This is a genomic window from Kitasatospora sp. NPDC058032, from assembly GCF_042885845.1.
In the GTDB taxonomy this organism is placed as follows: Bacteria; Actinomycetota; Actinomycetes; order Streptomycetales; family Streptomycetaceae; genus Kitasatospora.
This window is the reverse complement of sequence record NZ_JBHVRK010000001.1, coordinates 306063-325449: the sequence shown is the minus strand read 5'-3', so window position 1 is coordinate 325449 and position 19387 is coordinate 306063. Positions and strand designations below refer to the sequence as shown.

Annotated in this window: 21 protein-coding genes; 10 read left to right on the top strand and 11 right to left on the bottom strand. The window is 74.9% G+C overall.

Annotated features, from left to right (window positions below; all coding sequences use genetic code 11):
* Position 1: 1 nt before the first annotated feature.
* Positions 2-916, bottom strand: coding sequence for an aminoglycoside phosphotransferase family protein (locus ACFVUH_RS01465; protein ID WP_387910410.1), 915 nt, complete (start codon positions 914-916; stop codon positions 2-4).
* A 209-nt stretch (positions 917-1125) separates the two neighbouring features.
* Between ACFVUH_RS01465 and paaA the strand changes: the two genes are divergently transcribed.
* From paaA to paaE, 5 genes are read left to right on the top strand one after another with little or no spacing between them, the layout of a single operon-like run.
* Positions 1126-2163 carry a 1,2-phenylacetyl-CoA epoxidase subunit PaaA gene (paaA, locus tag ACFVUH_RS01460; RefSeq protein ID WP_387910408.1) on the top strand — a complete coding sequence of 346 codons (1038 nt, stop codon included), beginning with the start codon at positions 1126-1128 and terminating at the stop codon, positions 2161-2163.
* Complete coding sequence (paaB, locus tag ACFVUH_RS01455; RefSeq protein ID WP_344330439.1) at positions 2160-2453, top strand: 1,2-phenylacetyl-CoA epoxidase subunit PaaB; 294 nt, start codon at positions 2160-2162, stop codon at positions 2451-2453. The genes paaA and paaB overlap by 4 nt, the downstream gene beginning before the upstream one ends.
* A gap of 32 nt (positions 2454-2485) precedes the next feature.
* The gene (paaC, locus tag ACFVUH_RS01450; protein ID WP_355363007.1) at positions 2486-3367 is read left to right on the top strand and encodes a 1,2-phenylacetyl-CoA epoxidase subunit PaaC; all 882 of its coding nucleotides are present in this window, start codon (positions 2486-2488) and stop codon (positions 3365-3367) included.
* A 5-nt stretch (positions 3368-3372) separates the two neighbouring features.
* The gene (gene paaD, locus ACFVUH_RS01445) at positions 3373-3957 is read left to right on the top strand and encodes a 1,2-phenylacetyl-CoA epoxidase subunit PaaD (protein WP_387910406.1); all 585 of its coding nucleotides are present in this window, start codon (positions 3373-3375) and stop codon (positions 3955-3957) included.
* Complete coding sequence (gene paaE / locus ACFVUH_RS01440) at positions 3958-5157, top strand: 1,2-phenylacetyl-CoA epoxidase subunit PaaE (RefSeq protein ID WP_387910404.1); 1200 nt, start codon at positions 3958-3960, stop codon at positions 5155-5157. It abuts the gene before it with no gap.
* Positions 5158-5197: 40 nt separating this feature from the next.
* On the opposite strand, the gene ACFVUH_RS01435 is transcribed toward paaE, so the two are convergent.
* Positions 5198-6124 (bottom strand): NAD(P)H-binding protein, encoded by a 927-nt coding sequence (locus ACFVUH_RS01435; RefSeq protein ID WP_387910402.1) that lies wholly within the window; start codon positions 6122-6124, stop codon positions 5198-5200.
* A gap of 76 nt (positions 6125-6200) precedes the next feature.
* Between ACFVUH_RS01435 and ACFVUH_RS01430 the strand changes: the two genes are divergently transcribed.
* Positions 6201-6575 (top strand): helix-turn-helix domain-containing protein, encoded by a 375-nt coding sequence (locus tag ACFVUH_RS01430; RefSeq protein WP_355362959.1) that lies wholly within the window; start codon positions 6201-6203, stop codon positions 6573-6575.
* Between the two features lie 39 nt (positions 6576-6614).
* Here ACFVUH_RS01430 and ACFVUH_RS01425 read toward each other — a convergent pair whose 3' ends face one another.
* Together ACFVUH_RS01425 and ACFVUH_RS01420 are read right to left on the bottom strand one after the other, a co-directional pair.
* Positions 6615-7808 carry a flavin-containing monooxygenase gene (locus ACFVUH_RS01425; RefSeq protein WP_387910400.1) on the bottom strand — a complete coding sequence of 398 codons (1194 nt, stop codon included), beginning with the start codon at positions 7806-7808 and terminating at the stop codon, positions 6615-6617.
* Positions 7809-7895: 87 nt separating this feature from the next.
* A complete protein-coding gene (locus ACFVUH_RS01420; protein ID WP_355362963.1) occupies positions 7896-8270 on the bottom strand; it encodes a YbjQ family protein in 375 nt (124 codons plus the stop codon).
* A 147-nt stretch (positions 8271-8417) separates the two neighbouring features.
* Between ACFVUH_RS01420 and ACFVUH_RS01415 the strand changes: the two genes are divergently transcribed.
* Together ACFVUH_RS01415 and ACFVUH_RS01410 are read left to right on the top strand one after the other, a co-directional pair.
* Positions 8418-9347 (top strand): hypothetical protein, encoded by a 930-nt coding sequence (locus ACFVUH_RS01415; protein ID WP_387910399.1) that lies wholly within the window; start codon positions 8418-8420, stop codon positions 9345-9347.
* 31 nt (positions 9348-9378) lie between these two features.
* Positions 9379-10104 carry a peptidyl-tRNA hydrolase gene (locus ACFVUH_RS01410; protein ID WP_387910398.1) on the top strand — a complete coding sequence of 242 codons (726 nt, stop codon included), beginning with the start codon at positions 9379-9381 and terminating at the stop codon, positions 10102-10104.
* 224 nt (positions 10105-10328) lie between these two features.
* Here the strand turns inward: ACFVUH_RS01410 and ACFVUH_RS01405 are convergent, their stop codons facing one another.
* On the bottom strand, positions 10329-11672 hold the full coding sequence (locus ACFVUH_RS01405) for an aspartate aminotransferase family protein (RefSeq protein ID WP_387910396.1): 1344 nt from the start codon (positions 11670-11672) through the stop codon (positions 10329-10331).
* 93 nt (positions 11673-11765) lie between these two features.
* Here ACFVUH_RS01405 and ACFVUH_RS01400 point away from each other — a divergent pair, with 93 nt between their 5' ends.
* Positions 11766-12515: an SDR family oxidoreductase gene (locus ACFVUH_RS01400; RefSeq protein ID WP_387910394.1), complete on the top strand. Its 750-nt coding sequence runs from the start codon at positions 11766-11768 to the stop codon at positions 12513-12515.
* Here the strand turns inward: ACFVUH_RS01400 and ACFVUH_RS01395 are convergent.
* The 6 genes from ACFVUH_RS01395 to modA form a co-directional block, all read right to left on the bottom strand.
* Positions 12468-13028, bottom strand: a complete 561-nt coding sequence (locus ACFVUH_RS01395) for a DUF6309 family protein (RefSeq protein WP_387910392.1) — start codon at positions 13026-13028, stop codon at positions 12468-12470. The two genes, ACFVUH_RS01400 and ACFVUH_RS01395, sit on opposite strands and share 48 nt — an antisense overlap.
* Positions 13025-13825 carry a phytanoyl-CoA dioxygenase family protein gene (locus tag ACFVUH_RS01390; RefSeq protein ID WP_387910390.1) on the bottom strand — a complete coding sequence of 267 codons (801 nt, stop codon included), beginning with the start codon at positions 13823-13825 and terminating at the stop codon, positions 13025-13027. Before ACFVUH_RS01390 ends, ACFVUH_RS01395 begins: the two co-directional genes overlap by 4 nt.
* Positions 13826-14048: 223 nt before the next feature.
* Positions 14049-14453 (bottom strand): hypothetical protein, encoded by a 405-nt coding sequence (locus tag ACFVUH_RS01385; RefSeq protein WP_387910388.1) that lies wholly within the window; start codon positions 14451-14453, stop codon positions 14049-14051.
* A 102-nt stretch (positions 14454-14555) separates the two neighbouring features.
* Complete coding sequence (locus tag ACFVUH_RS01380; RefSeq protein WP_387910386.1) at positions 14556-15662, bottom strand: ABC transporter ATP-binding protein; 1107 nt, start codon at positions 15660-15662, stop codon at positions 14556-14558.
* A gap of 106 nt (positions 15663-15768) precedes the next feature.
* Positions 15769-16626, bottom strand: coding sequence for an ABC transporter permease (locus ACFVUH_RS01375; protein WP_387910384.1), 858 nt, complete (start codon positions 16624-16626; stop codon positions 15769-15771).
* Entirely contained in the window at positions 16623-17483 is an 861-nt protein-coding gene (modA, locus tag ACFVUH_RS01370) for a molybdate ABC transporter substrate-binding protein (RefSeq protein WP_387910382.1), read from the bottom strand. The genes ACFVUH_RS01375 and modA overlap by 4 nt, the downstream gene beginning before the upstream one ends.
* A gap of 391 nt (positions 17484-17874) precedes the next feature.
* On the opposite strand from modA, the gene ACFVUH_RS01365 reads away from it, so the two are divergent.
* Entirely contained in the window at positions 17875-19323 is a 1449-nt protein-coding gene (locus ACFVUH_RS01365) for a cytochrome P450 (RefSeq protein WP_387910380.1), read from the top strand.
* The last annotated feature ends 64 nt before the right edge of the window (positions 19324-19387 follow it).

The following is a 19387-nucleotide window of genomic DNA, read 5'->3' as shown; positions in this document are numbered from 1 at the left end:
GTCAGGCGGCGTCGGCGAGGATCGCCTCCAGGCGGGCCAGGCACTCGGCGACGAACGCCGGATAGGTGTGCCAGTAGTACGGGATTCCGCTGGCCGCGACCGCGATCGCCCAGGCGCGGGCGCGCGTCCAGGTCGCCCCGTCGAGGTCGAGCGCGTCCCGGTAGGCACGGCGCGCCGCGGGCGGCAGGTCCCAGACGGTCGAGTGCTCCGCGTCCGGGAAGCCGACCGAGAGGCAGCCGAAGTCGATGACCGCCTGCAGCCGGCCGTCCCGGACCAGGAGATTGGTGGGCTTGAGGTCGCCGTGCAGCCAGACGTGCGGCGCGGACGGCTCCGGCAGCGCGAGCGCGGCCCGCCAGAGCCGCTCCAGCGTGTCGACGTCGAGCTCACCGCTCCCCTCGGCACCCACGAGTGCGCGGCAGCCCGCGAGGGACCGGGCGGTCCACTCCTCGCACTCCCGCAGCGAACCGCCGCGGTACCAGCTGAGCTCGTCCGCGCGGGTCGCGCCCATCAGGTCGAGGCCGTGCAGCTCCCGCACGAACGCCGCCAGGTCGCTGCCCAGGCCGGCCCAGTCCCGGACGCTCGACGGTCCGGCCTCGTCGCCGTCGATCCAGCGGTAGACCGACCAGGCGAGCGGGAAGGCCTCGCCGGGCACCCCGGTGTGCACGGGCGCGGGGACGGTGCGGTCGAGCAGCGGGGCCAGGCGCGGCAGCCATCGCTGCTCCTTGTGCACCGACCGGGCGGCGTCCGGGGTGCGCGGCAGCCGGACGAGCAGCTCGTCGCCGAGCCGGTACATGGTGTTGTCCGTGCCCGCGCCCGCCGGGGTCAGGGGCAGGGCGGCCCACTCCGGCCGCTGGGCGTCGAGCAGGGACCGGACGAGGTCCTCGCCGGCCGGGATCTCGTCCGCGTGCAGTGTCATACCGGGGAGTCTTGTCCGCGGGCCGGGCGCGGGCCACCGGTTTTTGCCCTGGGCGGCCCGGGAGGACGCTCCGGGGCCACCCGTCACCGGCGGCGCTCCCTTGTCAGCCGCCCCGTTGCCCCGCACAATGGAACCGACCGAACGGTTGGTCGGTAGCCCCCGGCGGTGGCCTGAGCGGCCGGGACGACAGCCAGCGAAAGGGGACCGTGGTGACAGCAGAGGTGGCCGAGCGGCCCGGGGCGTCGCCCGAGGAGGCGTTCGAGGCCGTCATCGCCGCGGAGCAGCGGATCGAGCCCCGCGACTGGATGCCCGACGCCTACCGGGCCACCCTCGTCCGCCAGATCGCCCAGCACGCGCACTCCGAGATCATCGGCATGCAGCCCGAGGGCAACTGGCTCACCCGCGCCCCCTCCTTGCGCCGCAAGGCGATCCTGCTCGCCAAGGCCCAGGACGAGGCGGGCCACGGCCTGTACCTGTACGCCGCCGCGGAGACCCTCGGCGTGGACCGGGCCGAACTCACCGAGAAGCTGATCTCCGGCCGCCAGAAGTACTCGTCGATCTTCAACTACCCGACCCTCACCTTCGCCGACGTCGGCGTGATCGGCTGGCTGGTCGACGGCGCCGCGATCTGCAACCAGGTCCCGCTCTGCCGCTGCAGCTACGGCCCGTACGCCCGCGCCATGGTCCGGATCTGCAAGGAGGAGTCGTTCCACCAGCGCCAGGGCTACGAGCTGCTGATGACGCTGATGCGCGGCACCGACGCCCAGCGCGCGATGGTCCAGGACGCGGTGGACCGCTGGTGGTGGCCGTCGCTGATGATGTTCGGCCCCTCGGACGCCGCCTCGCCGAACACCGCCCGCTCGATGGCCTGGCGGATCAAGCGGCACACCAACGACGAGCTGCGGCAGCGCTTCGTCGACATGACGGTCCCGCAGGCCGAGCACCTCGGCGTCACGCTCCCCGACCCGGAGCTGCGCCGGAACGAGGAGCGCGGCGGCTGGGACTTCGGCGAGCCGGACTGGTCGGAGCTGACCCGGGTCATCCACGGCGAGGGCCCGTGCAACGCCCAGCGGATGGAGCGCCGCCGGGCCGCGCACGAGGACGGCGCCTGGGTGCGCGAGGCGGCCACGGCGTACGCGGCCAAGCGCCGCGCCGAAGCCGGCGCGCGCACCGAAGCGCCCACCGAAGCGCGCACCGAACCGGACACGGCAGCGGGACAGCACGCGGAAGAGGAGAACGGAAAGTGACCGAGTCCAAGGCCGGCTGGCCGCTCTACGAGGTGTTCGTGCGCCCCCGGCGCGGCCTGAACCACGTGCACGTCGGCTCCCTGCACGCGTCCGACGACCGGATGGCCCTGCTCGCCGCCCGCGACCTCTACACCCGCCGCAACGAGGGCGTCAGCCTCTGGGTGGTGCGCTCCGACGCGATCACCGCCTCCACCCCGGACGAGCGCGACCCCTTCTTCGCGCCCAGCGGCGACAAGGTCTACCGCCACCCGACCTTCTACGACATCCCCGAGGATGTCCCGCACATCTGACCGGGAGCAGCCGAACCATGACCGACGACCACGTGACCGACGACCACGTGTACCTGAGCCTCGCCGAGGCGTCCCCCGAGCCCGAGGGCGAGGGCCGCTGGGCGTACGGGACGGGCTTCGCCGACCCGCTGCTCGGCGTGGACACCGCCGTGCCGCCCGGCCTGGACGGCGCCGAGCTCGCGGCCTACTGCCTGATGCTGGGCGACGACGCGCTCGTCCTCGCCCAGCGGCTGATCGAGTGGTGCACCCGCGCTCCGGAGCTGGAGGAGGAGGTCGCGCTCGCCAACCTCGGCCTCGACCTGCTCGGCCAGGCCCGTCTGCTGCTCACCCGGGCCGGGCAGGCGGACGGCTCCGGGCGCACCGAGGACGACCTGGCGTACTGGCGCGAGGAGCACGAGTTCCGCAACGTCCGCCTGGTCGAGGCGCCGAACGGGGACTTCGCGTACTCGATCGCCCGTCTGCTGCTCTTCGCCACCGCCCGCGGCGCCCTCTACGAGGCGCTGGCCGGGCACGCCGACCCGGTGCTGGCGGCGGTCGCGGCGCGCGGGGCGAAGGAGCTGGCGTACCACCGCGAGTACGCCACGGCGTGGACGCTGCGGCTCGGCGACGGTACGCCGTACTCGGCCGCGCGGATGCAGGCCGGGCTGGACGCCGTGTGGCCGCTGCTGGAGGAGCTGTTCACCGCGCACCCGGTGGAGGCGCGGGTCGGGGTGGACCCGGCGACGCTGCGCGAGCCGGTGCTGCGCTCGCTGGCGACGGTGTGCGGGCAGGCCGCGCTGACGGTGCCGGACGTGCCGGGGCTCGCGACCGTCGGCGGCCGGGCCGGGCGGGACGGGGTGCACACCGAGGCGCTGGGCCCGCTGCTGGCCGAGCTGCAGGTGCTGGCCCGCGCGCACCCGGGCGCGACGTGGTGACGGCCGTGGCCGGGGCACGCGCGTCGAGTGGGGCCGAGGTGGCCGCGGGGTCGGCCTGGGCGGTCGCGGCGGCGGTGCCGGACCCGGAGCTGCCCATGCTGACCCTGGCCGACCTGGGCGTGCTCGCCGAGGTCGCGGAGGACGGCGACACGGTGACCGCGTGGCTCACCCCGACCTACTCGGGCTGCCCCGCCGTCGCCGAGATGGCCGCCGACGTCGACCGGCGGCTGCGCGCGGCCGGCTTCGCGGACGTCCGGGTCCGGCTGCGGCTGGATCCGCCCTGGTCGACCGATCGGATCACCCCCGAGGGCCGGCGCAGGCTGGCCGAGGCCGGCATCGCCCCGCCCCGGCCCGGCGGCGCGGCCGCCGGCGGGCGCACCGGTGGCGGGAGCACACCGCTGAGCCTCGGCCCGACCCGGCTCGCGGGTGCCGCGGGTGCCGCCTCCGGGGACGTCCCCGCGCCCGTCACCTGCCCGCTCTGCGGCGGCACCGACACCGAGGAGCTGTCCCGCTTCGGCTCCACCGCCTGCAAGGCGCTGTGGCGCTGCCGGGACTGCCGCGAGCCCTTCGAACGCGTCAAGGAGATCTGAATGGCCGCCGTCCCGTCCGCCGTCCCCTCCGCGGACCTGCCCGCCGCCCAGCCCGCGGAGCCGACGACCCAGCCCGCGGAGCCGACGACCCGGCCCGACGAGCCAGCGACCCCGCCGTCCGCCGTGCGCGGCGCCCGCCGGCCGACCTTCCACGCGCTGCGGATCGCCGGCCTGGAGCGGCTCTGCGAGGACGCCGTCGCGGTCACCTTCACCGTGCCGCCGGGGCTCGCGGACGCGTACGCCTTCCGCCCGGGCCAGACGCTGACGCTGCGCCGGGTGGTGGACGGCGTCGACGAGCGCCGCTCGTACTCGATCTGCGCCCCCGCCGGCGGCCCGCTGCGGATCGGTGTGCGGGAGGTGCCGGGCGGGCTGTTCTCCCGCTGGCTGGTGCGCGAGGCCCGGCCGGGGGAGGAGGTGGAGGTGCTGACGCCGTCCGGCCTGTTCACCCCCGACCTCGCCGAGCCCGCCGACCACGTGCTGCTGGCGGCCGGCTCCGGCATCACGCCGATGGTCTCGATCGCGGCCTCCGTCCTGGCCGCCGACCGCACCTCCACGGTGACCCTGCTCTACGGCAACCGGCGCAGCGACACCGTGATGTTCGCCGACGAGCTGGCCGACCTGAAGGACCGCTACCTGGACCGCTTCCAGCTGGTCCACGTGCTCTCCCGGGAGACCCGGGACGCCGAACTGCTCAGCGGCCGGCTGGACCCGGAGCGGGTCGGGGCGCTGCTGACGGCGCTGGTGGACACGGCGGCGGTCGGCCACTGGTGGCTCTGCGGGCCGTTCGGCATGGTCACCGGGGCGAAGGAACTGCTGGCCGGGCTGGGCGTCCCGGCGGAGCGGGTGCACCAGGAGCTGTTCCACGCCGAGGACGAGCCCGTCGCCGAGCGCGCCGAGGACACCCCGGACGGCGGCGCGGCCGGGTACAGCGAGGTCACCGTCGTCCTGGACGGCCGGGGCAGCACCCTGTCGCTGCCGTGCGACCGGTCGATCCTGGACGGCGCGCAGCGCTCCCGCCCGGACCTGCCGTTCGCCTGCAAGGGCGGGGTCTGCGGCACCTGCCGGGCCCTGGTGACGGAGGGCGAGGTGGAGATGCGGCGCAACTTCGCCCTGGAGGAGAAGGAACTGGCGGCCGGTTATGTCCTCACCTGCCAGGCCCGGCCGGTGACGGACAGGGTGACGGTCGACTACGACCGCTGACCGGGCGGCCGGCCCGGCGGCCACCGGGCCGGCCGACCCGTCAAGGCGTTGCCGCCGTCAGCTCCGCGCGGTGGGCGGCGAAGAACGCGCCGAGCGTGACCGGGGCGCGTCCGAGCAGCCGCCGCGTGGTGCCGTCGTCGGCGACGTCGAACCAGCCCTGGCGCCGGAACGGGTCGTTCTCACCCCAGCCGGCGGCCAGGGCCGGGGGCACGCCGAGCGCGGTGAGCGCGCCGGGGACGTCCGCGTCGGCCACCGGGCGGTGCCGCACCGGCCGTCCGGTGGCCTCGCCGAGCGCGGCGGCGACCTCGGCGTCGGTCAGGCCCGGACCGGTCACGTTCAGCACGGCCCCGGTGGCGCCCGGCGCGGCGGCGGTGTCGACGGCGCCGGTGAGGACGGCGCCGGTGAGGACGCGGGCGGCGGCCCGGGCGGTGTCCTCGCGGGTGATGTAGCCGACCCGGCCGTGTGCGGCGCTGCTGGGCAGCTCCCCGTGGGCGACCGCGAGCCGGGCCAGGCCGGAGAGCAGCAGCATCTGCGGCCAGACGTTGAACCGCAGGACGGTGTGCGCCAGGCCGGATGCGGCGAGCAGCCGCTCGGTCCGCCGGTGGTCGGCGGCCTCGGGGACGGGGTTGGCCGGATCGCCGGCGCGCACCACCGAGGTGTAGACGAGGTGCTCCACCCCGGCGGCGACGGCCGCCTCGACGGCCGCCTCGTGCAGCTGGAACCGTCGGGGCGAGCGCTCGGTGCTGACGAGGAGCAGCCGCCGGACCCCGGCGAGTGCCGGCGGCAGGGTGGCGGGCCGGGCGAAGTCGGCCTGCCGGACGCACAGGCCGGGCCGGGCCGGGTCCGCGCCGGCCCGGGCCGGATCGCGGGTCAGGGCGACCGTGCCGGCCCGGCCGCCGGTCAGGTCGAGTACGGCGGCGAGCGCCAGCCGGCCGAAGCGCCCGGCCGTTCCGGTTACTGCGAGCATGTGAACTCCTCGACTGTGCGGGTGTCTTGGAGCGATCATGGGTGGGGTCGGCGGGTCGTCGAAAGAAGGAACATTCATGTCCACTGGCACGGACGGCTCTCCGGTCGGCGCCGTGCGACCGGTCACCACGCAGGACCGCGCACGATGCCCGGCGACGGCGGTCCTGCACCGGATCGGGGACCGCTGGAGCGTCGTGCTGATCTGCCTGCTCGCCGAACACCCGCGCGGGTACAACGAGTTGGACCGCGCCGTCGCCGACCTGAGCCGACGGATGCTGACCCGTGCGCTGCGCACCCTGGAGGCCGAGGGGTACGTCAGCCGCACCGCTCGCGCCGAGTCCCCGTATCGCGTCGAGTACGCGCTGACCGGCCTCGGCGAGTCGCTGCACGCGGCGGTGCGGGAGCTGGGCTCCTGGGCCGCTGCGCACGACGGCCCCGCGCGGGCACGGTGAGGGCCGGCGGGCGCCGCCGTCCCGCCGGTCGTCGCTCCGTCAGCCGCCGACCGGCATCGGCACCGGCACCGGCATCGGCACCGGCATCGGCACCGGCACCGTTGCGACGGCCACGTCCGGGGCCGGGGCGCCGAGCAGCCCGACGATGTCGTTGACCGCCGCCCGCCCGGCCCGGTTGGCGCCGACGGTACTGGCGGACGGCCCGAAGCCGACCAGGTGGACGCGCGGGTCGGCGGTGGCGCGGGTGCCGGTGACGGCGATCCCGCCGCCGGGGGAGCGCAGGCCGAGCGGGCCGAGGTGGCCGACCTCGGGGCGGAACCCGGTGGCCCAGACGATCGCGTCGACGGCGAGCTCCTCGTCGCCCCAGGCGACCCCGTGCTCGGTGAGGCGGTCGAACATCGGGCGGCGGTGCAGCGCGCCCAGCTCCTCGGCCCGGCGGTAGGCGACCGACGGGCCGAGCCCGGTCACGCTCACCACGCTGCGCACCGGCAGCCCCTGGCGGACCCGCTCCTCGACCTTGGCGACCACCGCGCGCCCGTACTCGGGGGTGAACGGCCCCTCGTGGTAGACGGGCGGGGTGCGGGTGACCCAGACGGTCTCGCCGACCGCCGCGACCTCCGACAGCACCTGGATCGCCGAGGCCCCGCCACCGACCACCACGACCCGCTTGCCGGCGAACTCCTCCGGGCCCCGGTAGGCGGCGTAGTGCAGCTGCCGGCCGCCGAAGCGGCCCGGGTAGTGGGGGAGGAAGGGACGGGTCCAGGTGCCGGTGGCGTTGATCACTGCCCGGGTGGACCAGGTGCCGGAGTCGGTCTCGACCAGCAGCCGGGCGTCCGGCCGGGCGGAGGCGGAGCGCACCGCCAGCACCTTGACCGGGCGTACGACGGGGAGCGCGTGCTTCGCCTCGTACGCCGCGAAGTACCCCGGGACGACCGCGCGCGCGGGGGCGTCCGGGTCGGGTGCGGGGAGCTCGAAGTCGGGCAGGTCGTGGAAGCCGTGCACGGTGGCCATCCGCAGGGACGGCGAGCGGTGGGCCCAGGCGCCGCCCGGGGCGCGGTCGGCGTCGAGGACGACGAACCCGCCGTCGGTGTCCGCCCGGTGCGGCGCGAAGCCGCGACGGCGCAGGTGGTAGGCGGCGGACAGGCCCGCCTGGCCCGCGCCGATCACCAGCACGTCGACCCTGCGGCCCTCGTCCGGGGCGGCATCCGAAGTGGTTGCACCGTAAACAGTCACGCCGGTGAAACATCCGGTGGGCGGGGAGTGTTCCCGGGAACACTCCCCGCCCACCGTGGTCGGGGCGCCGCGGTCCGGCCGCCGGGGTCAGACGGTGGCCGGGGAGATCACCACCGCCGTGCCGTAGGCGCAGACCTCCGTGCCGACGTCCGCCGCCTCGGTGACGTCGAAGCGGAACATCAGCACCGCGTTGCCCCCGCGGGCCTTGGTCTGCTCGACCAGCCGCTCCATCGCCTCGTTGCGGCTCTCCACCAGCGTCTTCGTCAGACCGCGCAGCTCGCCGCCGACCAGCGACTTCAGGGAGGCGCCGATCTGGCTGCCGATGTGCCGGCTGCGCACGGTCAGGCCGAAGACCTCGCCGATCACGTGGTCGACCCGGTAGCCCGGGATGTCGTTGGTGGTCACTACCAGCACCTGGGCGTCCGGGCGCTGCCCGCCGCCGTACTCGTCGATGTTTGCCATGGGCCCCATCCTGCTGGGAATTCGGACGTCGTCGAACAGTGGCACGCGGGGCGTGCGCGGGGACACGCGGGGCGGTAACGGCGAGAACGCGTAGGGTAGCCGGAACAGACCGGTGATCGGAGGGCCGAAAGGCCGTACCGTAGCCCCATGGGCGAGCGAAGCGATCATCCACAGGGGCCGGGCGCGGCGGAGGACTCCGACGCGCAGGAGATCGAGGCGACGGTGGTCCTGGGCCTGCGGATCACGAACTGGCCGGCGCTGCGTGCCGCGGCCATCGCGGCCGTGGAGGAACTGGACTTCGAGGGCATCGATCCGGCCGGGCAGCGCCGCGAGCTGCTGCGCGAGGTGGCCGAGGACGCCAACGCGGCGCTGGGCGCGCTGCTCCACCCGGACCGGCTGGTGGCGGCGATCCCGGGGGTCGAGGCGATCGGCGGCACGCTGGAGATCAGCGTCACCGAGGACTTCGCGCCCGACTTCGCCGAGCTGTTCCCGCTGGAGGGCGAGGAGGACGGCGGCGGCGCGGCCGGCGACTGGACGCTCACCCCGCGCACCGCCTGCCTGCTGCACGCCCAGCTGCTCGGGCTGGCCGACGCCGCCTACGACGACCTCGACGAGCACGAGGACGAGCCGGTCGCCGACGGTGAGGAGGCCGACTGGACGGTGTTCGGGCGGCTGCCGCAGCGCACCTGGCGGCTGCACCGCAGCTGGCGCCGCGCGATGGCCCGCACCTTCGACGACCTCGCCGACGACCTCGCGCTCGGCGAGTGGCCGCTGCCGCGCTGCCTGGCGGAGGAGATCGCGCTGCGGATGGCGCTGGTCGACGCCCGGGCGCTGCTCGGCGCGCAGCCCGAGTCGGTCGCCGACATGATGGGCGACCTGCCGGCGGATCTCTACGACTACGACTGGGACGGCTGCCACGACGAGCTGTTCGGCGTCTACGGGCCGGACGACGGCGATCCGGAGCTGACCGCAGAGCAGCGCGCCGAGCTGCTGCTGACGGCGACCCACCCGGAGGGCTGGTTCCTGACCTACGAGGACGCGGAGGAGCGGGACCCGCAGCGCGGCTACCGCCGGTGAGCGCAGGCGCGGGGGCTGGCATGCTGGTCGGGTGACTTCTCCGTTCGACACCCCGGATCCCGACCCGACGCCCGAGGACCGCGACGCCCGGCCGCAGTACGTGCTGCCGCTGGTCGTCCGACTGGAGCGCGCGACGCCGCCCGGGCGGACCGACGCGCTGGAGACCTCGGCGCGCGCGGTGCTGACGCTGCTCGCCGACCCGCGGGCCGCCGAGGCCGGGGGCGAGTGGGCGGAGCGGGTCGCGGCCTGGGAGGACGCGCGGATCCGCAAGGTGGTCCGGCGGGCGCGCGGCGGCGAGTGGCGCCGGGCCGGGGAGCTGCCCGGGATCACGGTGACCGGCCGGGAGGCGGAGGTGCGGGTCTTCCCGCCGGTCCCGCTGGACGGCTGGCCGAAGGAACTGGCCAAGCTCCAGGTGTCGGGCACCGACCTGGAGGAGACCGGCCCCGTCGACGCCCCGGCGCCGGGCGTGCCGGTGCTCTGGCTGAACCCGGAGCTGGAGATGAGCGCGGGCAAGACGATGGCGCAGACCGGCCACGCCGCGCAGCTCGCCTGGTGGCGGCTGGACGCGGCGCGGCGCAAGGAGTGGGCCGGGAGCGGCTTTCCCCTCGCCGTCCGCACGGCGACGCCGCAGGCATGGGCCGAGCTGGTCACCGGCGGCCTGCCCGTGGTCCACGACGCGGGCTTCACCGAGATCGCCCCCGGGCCGACGGTCGCGGTGGAGGGTGGCGAGCGCTACTGCCCCCTCCCGCGCCTGTGACGCTCGTGACGCACCATGCTGTCGACCTCGCGGCGCGGCGGTGAGGCACGCGTTCCCGGCGGTTCGGTCGCGTGCCTCCCGGCGGACGCTCGCTCGGAGGGGCGGGTGGCGATCGGGCGGGTGCGGGCCGGAGGGAAGGGCTTCTACTCCCGGTGGGGGTGGGCGTCCTGGGAGCGGTGACCCCCGGGCTCCGGGCGGCTGAACCGCCGACGGGCGGGCGAAGGTCAGTCGGCGGACAGTGCGTCGAAGGAGCGTTCGATGGCCTTTGACGTGGCGCCGAGGTCGTCGGCGGTGACGGCGGCGGAGACGAACCAGCAGGCCATGCCGTAGGCGTTGGCGTGCACGCCCTGCTTGAGCAGTTCGTGGCGGAAGGCCGCGTAGCGGGCGGTGTCGGCGTCGAGGAGGTCCCGGTACTGCGTGGTGGGGGTGCCGCCGGGGGTGAACACGACCTGGAACATGGCGCCGACGCCCTGGACGGCGCAGGGCACGCCGCGGTCGTGGGCGGCTCGTCGGATGGTCTCCATGATCCGGTGGCCGGTCGCGTCGATGTGCGCGGTGACCTCCGGGCGCCGCAGCTCCCGCAGGGTGGCCAGGGCCGCGGTCGCGCACAGCGGGGACGCGTTGTAGGTGCCGCCGTGCTTGGTGTGGCCGGTGGCGAGGCGTTCCATCACCTCACGCCGGCCGGCGAAGGCGGCGATGGGCAGGCCGCCGCCCAGGGCCTTGGCGTAGACCGCGAGGTCGGGGACGACCCCGAACAGGGCCTGCGCGCCTCCGGGCGCGGTGCGGAAGCCGGTGCAGACCTCGTCGAAGATCAGCACGATTCCGCGGCGGGTGCACTCGTCCCGCAACAGCTCCAGGTATCCGGGCGCGGGCATGGTGCAGGCGTTGTTGGCGACGATCGGTTCGCAGATGACGGCGGCCAGTTCGCCCCGGTGGGCGTCGAGTGCGGTGCGCAGGGCGGCGGGGTCGTTCCACGGGCAGACCACGACGTCGTCCACGACCCCGTCCGGGATGCCCGGGGAGTGCGGTACGGCGCGCGGACGGTCGTAGGGACCCGCTTCGTCCGCGGTGGGCCGGTTGGAGACGGCCAGCACGTCCGTCCAGCCGTGGTAGTGGCCCTCGAACTTGAGGATCTTCGCCCGGCCGGTGTGGCCGCGGGCGGCGCGCACGGCCCCCTGGACGGCCTCGCTGCCGGAGTTGGCGAACCGTACGAGGTCCGCGCAGGGGACCATCTCCTGGATGAGCTCGGCGAGTTCGACCTCCGCGGTGTTGCAGGTGCCGAACATCGTGCCGCTGTGCAGCACCGGTTCCAGGGCCTCGGTGAGGACGGCGGGCGCGTGTCCGAGGACGGCGCTGCCGTACGCGGCCAGGTAGTCGACGTACTCGTTGCCGTCCACGTCCCGGATGCGCGCTCCGCGGCCTTCGGTCATGTACAGCGGGTACGGGTGGGGTCCGGTGGATGTCAGCCTGGCGGAGGAACTGATGCCGCCGGCGAGGGACTTCCGTGCCCGCTCGTACCACCGGCGGCTGCCGTCGGTGCCGTCCGGCGCCTGGATGTCGCCAATCATGTGCCGCTCCTGATTCGGGGGTCGGGTGGGCGGGCACGCTCGGATGACCGGCGTGCCCGGGTGGGGCCGTGGGACGGGAAGGGGAGATGCCAGGTGGTCGTGCGCACGGCGGTCGTCACGGGAGCGGGACGCGGCATCGGACGGGCCTGCGCGCTGGGCCTGCTGGACGACGGGTGGACGGTGGTCCTCGTCGGGCGCCGTCCAGGGCCGTTGGAGGAGACCGCCGCCCTCGCCCCGGCCGACCGGCGCGAACGGGCCGTGCCGATGTCCGCCGACATCACGGACCCCGAGGCGGTGAACGCCCTCTTCGAGGCCGTGGCGCGCCGGTACGGCCGGCTCGACGTGCTGTTCAACAACGCCGCCGACGTCATGCCGTACGTCCCCGTCGAGGAGGTGAGCGTGGCGGACTGGCACCGCGTCATGGGTTCCATCGCCACGGGCACCTTCCTGTGTTCGCAGGCCGCTTTCCGGCTGATGAAGGATCAGGATCCGCGGGGCGGAAGGATCATCAACAACGGCGCTCCCTCCGCGCAGGTCCCGCGGCCGGATTCGATCGCGTTCACCGCGGCCAAGCACGCCGTCGCCGGGATGACGCGCGCGCTATCCCTGGACGGCCGGCGCTACGACATCTCCTGCGGCCAGATCGACATCGGCAACGTCACCCCCGAGGACCGGCCGCAGCCGGCCGTGCGGCAGGCGGACGGCTCGCTGCGGGTCGAGCCCACCATGGACGTGCGGCACGTGGTGGACATGGTCCGGGCCATGGCCGCCCTCCCGCGCGGGGTGAACATCCAGTCAGTCCTGGTCATGCCCAGCTCCATGCCGTACGTCGGCCGGGGCTAGCCCGGCGACGTACGCGGGAGTCCACCGGCCGGGGGCCAGCCGTCCGGCCGTGGCCCAGGCGAGCATCCGGTGCAGGCCGTCCAGGTGGATCAGCCCCTCGCGCACCGCCAGGTGCTCGTAGTCGGGGCCGGGCATCGGCACCGTGCTCAGGAACAGGGGCAGCGGCGGGGCGGCGGCCTGTCGGGCGAGTTTGGCCGCGCACAGCGGATTGGTCGCGGCGTAGGCGGCGCGCAGACGGGTCAGCCGGCGGGCGGCGTCGGCCACGGTGAGGCCGGTGCGGGGGATCAGTTCCACCTCCCCGTCCTCGCCCAGGTGCCACGGGAGCACCACGCGCATCACCTCCGGGCCGTCCAGCAGCACCCGGTGCCAGCGGCCCCGCAGGGCGGCCTGCGCGTTGCGGATGTGGCCTTCGGCCTCGTCGTTGGAGTTGGCGCCGTCCTGCGGGTCGTAGGGGTGCTGCCGCGCGAAGTGGTCCATGACCGTCGTGAACGGCACGGCCTCCAGAACCCTCATGCCCCTGTCCTGACGGCCGGGACGTACTCGGTGAAGTGTCGTGCGGCGAACAGTTCCGGCCATCGGTCACGGGTCAGGCCCCTGCGGTGGGCGGCGGCCAGGACCTGCCGCCAGTACGGCTTGACCGGGGGCCAGAGCGTGCCCGTGCGGCAGTAGGAGGCGTCGATCATGTAGCGCTGCCCGGCCTCCGGTGCGGCGGGGGCGCGGCGGGTGTGGAAGAGGGCGGAGTGCAGCAGCACGGTCGATCCCGGCGGCAGGTCGTCGATCAGCACTTCTCCCGGGATCGCGCCGGTGCCCAGGTGGCCGCGGGCCTGCTTGCCGAGGCGTTCCCGGTGGGAGCCGGGCAGGACCACCAGGGAGCCGGTGCCGGGGCGCAGGCCGCGGATGTAGTGCAGGGCGTGGACCATCGGGTGCCGGCGCCCGCCTCCGGTCGGCTGCTCGTAGTCGTGGTGCCAGCTCTTCCCGCCGCCGGCGCACGGCCGGCGGTCGCTGTGCAGGTGGTGGAAGACGAAGGAGTCGCCGAGCAGTTCGGCCCGGGAGAGCAGGTCCAGCAGCGGCGGATGCACCGCCAGTTCGCCGTGCGCCTCCAGGTCCAGTTCGACGACCCGGGGCGCCGCGGTGTCCGCGGGGCGCAGGCTGGCGTCGATCGACCGCTGTCGCCACCCGGCGTCCACCCAGAAGTCCACCTCGCCTGCGAGGCGGTCGACGAGGGCGGGCGGAAGCCAGCCTGGCAGTACCAGGAAGCCCCGCTCGGGAAAGTACTGAAGCTGCAGGTCAACTGCTTCGACACTCACCATGCGCTGACACACCCCTGTGTTCATTCACATGTAGCCCGGGAGATGCTTTGGTGCCTGAGAGTGTGTATCCGGTAACCGATCGCGCCAAGCCCACCGGGCTGGTATCTGGCCGAAAGTGGGCCGGTCCGCCCGGGCTGCCCCGGCGCTCCGGCCGGCCTCGGGAGCAGGCGCTCACGGCCGGTCCGGCGGCATCGCCTCGTCGTGGCGGGAGACCCGTTGCCTGTCAGCCGGCATCTGTCGGCCGGGGCCCGCGGTGCGGGAGGCGCTCGGTGTGGCAGGCGAACTCGGTGAGCCTGCGGGTCCAGCCGGTGCCGGTCCGGTTGGTGCGGGTGCGCAGTGCCGGACCGCTTTCCACCAGGCGCAGACGGGTGTGGTTGCCCGGTTCCGTCGTCAGCGTGAAGGTCACCAGGGTGGTGAGGTCGGCCGGGTCCCCGCTCGTGGCGGCGTGCCGGTGGCGGCGGAGGGCGAGGACGGCGGGCGGGTCCAGTCGCTCGATCGGCGTCGGCTGCGCCCCGGGGTCGCCGGTGCCGAACCAGGTGCTCAGGAACTCGGCCTGGGTGAGCACCTCCCAGACCCGTTCGCGCGGTGCCGCGATGGTGATCTCGCGCTCGATGCCGTCGGCGACCATGCCGTGAACCTCCTCGACCCGTTGCCCGAGGGTCGCACGTTCCGGCCGCCATGTGCAACCCGTGGGTTGCGCGTTTGTTCTCGCCGGCCCGTCCCGCGCCCCTCAGGCCGGGTAGGCGTGGGTCTGGGCGGCCTTGACGGCGGCCCAGACCGCCGAGCCGGGGGCGAGCCCGAGCTCCGCGGCGGCCGCCGGCGTCAGGTCGGCGGCCATCGGGACGGCGCCGGCCAGGTCGGCCCGCACCTGGTCGCCGTGCAGGTCCAGGCCGTTCACCGTCAGCTCCCAGACGTTGCGCGCGCTGCCCTCCGGCCGTGACCGGTGCAGGGTCACGGCGGACGGGGGGAAGGCAACGAACGCCGGCCCGGACAGCTCCTCGTCCGTCGTCAGCACGGCGCCCTGCGGCAGCGTCACCCGGTGCCCGTCCGCCGTTCCCCGGTAGAGGTTCAGCCCGACCAGCCGGGCGATGTAGTCGGTGCGCGGCCGGCGCGCGATCTCGGCCGGGGCGCCGGACTGCACCTCGCGCCCCTCCTCGATCACCACCAGCCGGTCGGCCAGCACCATCGCGTCCAGCGGGTCGTGCGTCACCAGCACCGCGACCGCCTCGAACGCGGCGAGGTGGCGGCGCAGCTGGGCCCGGACGTCGAGCCTGGTGCGGGCGTCCAGCGCGGCCAGCGGCTCGTCCAGGAGCAGCAGTCGGGGCCGGACGGCCAGCGCCCGGGCCAGCGCCACCCGCTGTGCCTGGCCGCCGGAGAGCCGGCCCGGCCGGGCGTCCGCGTGCTCGGCCAGGCCCATCCGCTCCAGCCAGCCGGCCGCCTCGGCGCGCGCCTCACGCTTGGAGCGGCCTTGGCAGCGCGGGCCGAACGCCACGTTGTCCAGGGCGCTCAGGTGCGGGAAGAGCAGGTAGTCCTGGAACACCACCCCGACCGGGCGCTCCTCGGCCGGGGTGTGCAGCCGGCGGGCCGGGTCCTCCAGGACGTGGCCGTCCAGGTGCAGGTGGCCGCCGCCGAGCGGGAGCAGTCCGGCGAGCGCGCGCAGGGCGGTGGACTTGCCGGCGCCGTTGGGGCCGAGCAGCGCGACCACCTCGCCGGGGGCGGCGGTGAGCGCGAGGTCCAGTGTGAAGGCGGCGCGCTCGACCCGCAGCCGGGCGTCCAGGCCGGAAGCGGCGACATCGGAAGCGGCGGGATCGGAAGCGGCGGGATCGGTCGGGGTCATCGGCGGGGTCATCGGCGGGGTCTTCCGGGATCGGGGTCCGGGCGGGCCGGCGGCAGGACGGAGGACGCGGCCGGCGCGACGGCCGTCACGACGGCGGGCACGGGCGTCACGGCGTGGACATCCAGCGCTCGCGCAGCCCGGCCAGGACCGCGATCGACACCACCAGCAGCACCAGCGAGAGCGCGATCGCCGCCTCCGGATCCGACTCCATCGCGAGGTAGACGGCCAGCGGCATGGTCTGGGTACGGCCGGGGAAGTTGCCCGCGAAGGTGATCGTCGCGCCGAATTCGCCGAGCGCCCGCGCCCAGGCCAGCACCGCCCCGGCCCCGATCCCGGGGGCGATCAGCGGCAGCGTCACCCGCCGGAAGACGGTCAGCCGGGAGGCGCCCAGCGTCGCGGCGGCCTCCTCGTAGCGAGGGTCGGCGGCGCGCAGTGCGCTCTCGACGCTGATCACCAGGAACGGCATCGCGACGAACGCCTCCGCGATCACCACACCCGTGGTCGTGAACGGCAGGGTCAGGCCGAAGGCGGAGTCCAGCCAGGAGCCGACGATGCCGCGCCGGCCGAGCACCAGCAGCAGCGCCACGCCGCCGACCACCGGCGGCAGCACCAGCGGCAGCGTCACCAGGGCCCGGACCAGCCGCCGGCCCGGCAGCTCGGTCCGGGCCAGCAGCCAGGCCAGTGGCACGCCCAGCACCAGCGACACGCCCGTCGCCGCCGTCGCGCAGACGAGCGACAGCCGCAGCGCCTCCCACACCTGCGGACTGGTGAGCTGCTCGGACAGCGTGCTCCACGGCGCCCGCACCAGCAGTCCGACCAGCGGGAGGACGAGGAACGCCAGGCCGAGCAGCGCCGGGAGCAGCAGCGTGACCGGCACCCGGTGGGCCCTCCGTCGGCCGACGCGGCCGACGTGGCCGGCGCCTCGGCGCCCACCCGGAGCCGGTCGGCCGGTGCGGCGGATCACGGGGCCTGGAAGCCCGCCGCGGTCAGCACCTGCTGGGCCTCGGGCGACCGGACGTAGGCGGCGAAGGCGGCGGCGCCGTCCTTGTTGGGGGCCTTGGCCAGGGCGGCGATCGGGTAGTCGTTCACGGCCTGGGCGGCCTCGGGGAAGTCCACGCCGTCGATCTTCCCGGCGTCGGCCCGCACATCGGTGCGGTACACGAGGGAGGCGTCGACCTCGCCCAGTTCGACCTTGGTCAGCGCGCCCTTGACGTCCTGTTCGAGGGTGACCGGGGTGAGATTGACGCCGGCGGCCTTGAGGGCGGTCAGCGCGGCGGCGCCGCAGGGCACCTCCTTGGCGCAGAGCGCGACCTTCACCCCGGGGGCGGTGAGGTCGGCGAGGCCGGCGAGGTGCTTGGGGTTGCCCTTGGGGACGGCGATGGTGAGCGTGTTGCGTACGAAGGTCTTCGGCTCGCCGGCGGCGCCGCCCGCGTCGGTGACGGTCTTCATGGTGGCCGGGCTGGCGGCGGCGAAGACGTCGGCGGGCGCGCCGGAGTTGATGCTGGTGGCGAGGGAGGAGCTGCCGCCGAAGTTGAACGTGACCTTGGTGCCGGGGTTGGCGGCCTCGAACTTCTTGCCGAGGTCGGTGAAGGTCTCCTTGAGCGAGGCGGCCGCGAACACGGTGATCGAACCGGACGCCTTCGGGACGCCGGCCGACGGGGCCGGTGCCTCGGCCGGGGCGGACGTCGACGCCGATGCCGCTGTCGACCCCGCCGTCCCGCCGTCCTTGGTGTCCGAGCCGCCGTCGCTGCCGCAGGCGGTGGCGCCGAGGGCGAGTACGAGGGCCGCGGCGCCGGCGGCGGTGAGTCTGCGGATGGTCATTCCTTCGCTTCCCCTCCTGGTCGCGCCGGAAGGGCGCGGGGTGATGGACGCACGTGCGGCCGATATCCCGATCATAGTGCCGCATATGCGGGCCGATTATCGTCCTTCCCATCGCATCGGCAAGGGGCCCTCCGGGTGGCGCTCCGGCCGTGGGGTGGCGCGAGGGTGCGGACGCGGGCGCGGATGCGGCCGGGCCGTCCGAACCGGGGAGGAGCCGAGTCCGTCCGCGGCGCCGCTGCCACCCGCGAGGGCGGCACGGGCCACGGACAGGGGGCGCGAACGGCTCAGCGAGCGCCGTGTGGCGCCCGCTGGGTCGCCTCGTGCGCTCCTTCTGCTCTGATTACCACTCAGTTACGTTGGAGCGGTACGAGGGCACGACCGAGGAGGGGACATGACGCAGACCGCCGCCGCCGCCGACGCCACTGCCGGCGCCACCGCTGCCGCTGCCGTGAAGCGGATACCGGGACCGCTGGGGCTTCCCCTGGTGGGCTCGCTGTTCGATCTGACCCGGCGTCCGCTGCGGACCTACCTCGACGCCCGCCGCGACTACGGCGACGTCGTGCGCTTCACGGCCGGCCCGCCAGGGCTGCGCGCCGAGTTCTACGCCGTGTTCTCCCCGGAGGGCGCGCACCAGGTGCTCGGCAGCCAGGCCGCCAACTTCCGCAAGGACAACAGCTTCTACGACGAACTGCGGACCAGCCTCGGCAACGGCCTGCTGACCAGCCAGGACGGCGACTACCAGCGCCAGCGCCGACTGATCCAGCCGCTGTTCACCCGCCGCCGGGTGGACGGCTACGCGCAGGCCGTCGGCCTGGAGTGCCGGGCGCTCGCCGACCGGTGGCGGGCGGTGCCCGACGGCGTGGTCGACGTGGCCGAGGAGATGTCCCGCTTCGCCCTGCGCACGGTGTCCAGGATCCTGTTCGGGTCGGACGTGGAGGCGGCGGTGGAGGTGGTGCACCGCAGCTTCCCGGTGATGGGCGAGTTCGTCCTCGAACGCGGATTCGCGCCGGTCCGGATGCCGCTCTCCTGGCCGACGCCGTCCAACCGGCGCGGCGCCGAGGCGCGCCACGACCTGTACGCGGTGTGCGACCGGATCATCGCCGAGCGGGCCCGGCGGGCGAAGCGGTCCGGGATCTCCGGCGGCGACGGCCTCGGGGGCGGTGCGGCCGGCCAGGACGACCTGCTGGAGCTGCTGACCCGGGCCCGCGGCGAGGACGGCGAGCGGCTCGACCCGGAGGAGCTGCGCGACCAGGTGCTGATCTTCCTGCTGGCCGGGCACGAGACCACCGCGACCTCGCTCGCCTTCGCGCTGTTCCTGCTGGCCAAGCACCCCGAGCAGCGCCGCCTGGCGCGGGAGGAGGCGGACGCGGTGCTGGCCGGCCGCGAGCCCGAGGCCGCCGACCTGGAGTCGCTGCCCTACCTGACCCGGGTGCTGAAGGAGTCCATGCGGCTCTACCCGGCCGCCTCGCAGATGGGGCGCCGCTCGGTGGAGGAGGCGGTGGTCGACGGGTACGTGATCCCGGCCGGTGCCCAGGTGATCCTGGCGCCCTGGGTGACCCACCGGCACCCGGGCCACTGGGAGCAGCCCGACCGCTTCGACCCCGACCGTTTCCTGCCCGAGCGGGAGAAGGAACGGCACCGGTACGCCTGGTACCCGTTCGGGGGCGGGCCGCGGGCGTGCATCGGCCAGCACTTCTCGATGCTGGAGTCGGTGCTGGCGCTGGGCTCGCTGCTGCGGGCGTTCGACCTGGAGGCGATCGACCACGGGGTGCGGCTCGGCCAGGGCATCACGCTCCAGGTGAAGAGCCCCATGCGGGTCCGGCTGACGCCGCGCGTGTGAGTGAATGCGGGAATGCCTGAACCCTCGAATGCCCGGCGCCTCGAACCGGACCCTCCAATGCTCG

Excerpts from the sequence above, each read along its gene's own strand:
- ACFVUH_RS01405 (WP_387910396.1), bottom strand. The coding sequence starts at position 11,672 with ATGATTGGCGACATCCAGGCGCCGGACGGCACCGACGGCAGCCGCCGG.
- ACFVUH_RS01415 (WP_387910399.1), top strand. The coding sequence starts at position 8,418 with ATGGGCGAGCGAAGCGATCATCCACAGGGGCCGGGCGCGGCGGAGGAC.
- ACFVUH_RS01380 (WP_387910386.1), bottom strand. The coding sequence starts at position 15,662 with ATGACCCCGACCGATCCCGCCGCTTCCGATCCCGCCGCTTCCGATGTC.
- ACFVUH_RS01385 (WP_387910388.1), bottom strand. The coding sequence starts at position 14,453 with ATGGTCGCCGACGGCATCGAGCGCGAGATCACCATCGCGGCACCGCGC.
- ACFVUH_RS01395 (WP_387910392.1), bottom strand. The coding sequence starts at position 13,028 with ATGAGGGTTCTGGAGGCCGTGCCGTTCACGACGGTCATGGACCACTTC.
- paaE (WP_387910404.1), top strand. The coding sequence starts at position 3,958 with ATGGCCGCCGTCCCGTCCGCCGTCCCCTCCGCGGACCTGCCCGCCGCC.
- ACFVUH_RS01465 (WP_387910410.1), bottom strand. The coding sequence starts at position 916 with ATGACACTGCACGCGGACGAGATCCCGGCCGGCGAGGACCTCGTCCGG.
- ACFVUH_RS01365 (WP_387910380.1), top strand. The coding sequence starts at position 17,875 with ATGACGCAGACCGCCGCCGCCGCCGACGCCACTGCCGGCGCCACCGCT.
- ACFVUH_RS01435 (WP_387910402.1), bottom strand. The coding sequence starts at position 6,124 with ATGCTCGCAGTAACCGGAACGGCCGGGCGCTTCGGCCGGCTGGCGCTC.
- ACFVUH_RS01420 (WP_355362963.1), bottom strand. The coding sequence starts at position 8,270 with ATGGCAAACATCGACGAGTACGGCGGCGGGCAGCGCCCGGACGCCCAG.
- ACFVUH_RS01430 (WP_355362959.1), top strand. The coding sequence starts at position 6,201 with ATGTCCACTGGCACGGACGGCTCTCCGGTCGGCGCCGTGCGACCGGTC.
- ACFVUH_RS01390 (WP_387910390.1), bottom strand. The coding sequence starts at position 13,825 with ATGGTGAGTGTCGAAGCAGTTGACCTGCAGCTTCAGTACTTTCCCGAG.
- modA (WP_387910382.1), bottom strand. The coding sequence starts at position 17,483 with ATGACCATCCGCAGACTCACCGCCGCCGGCGCCGCGGCCCTCGTACTC.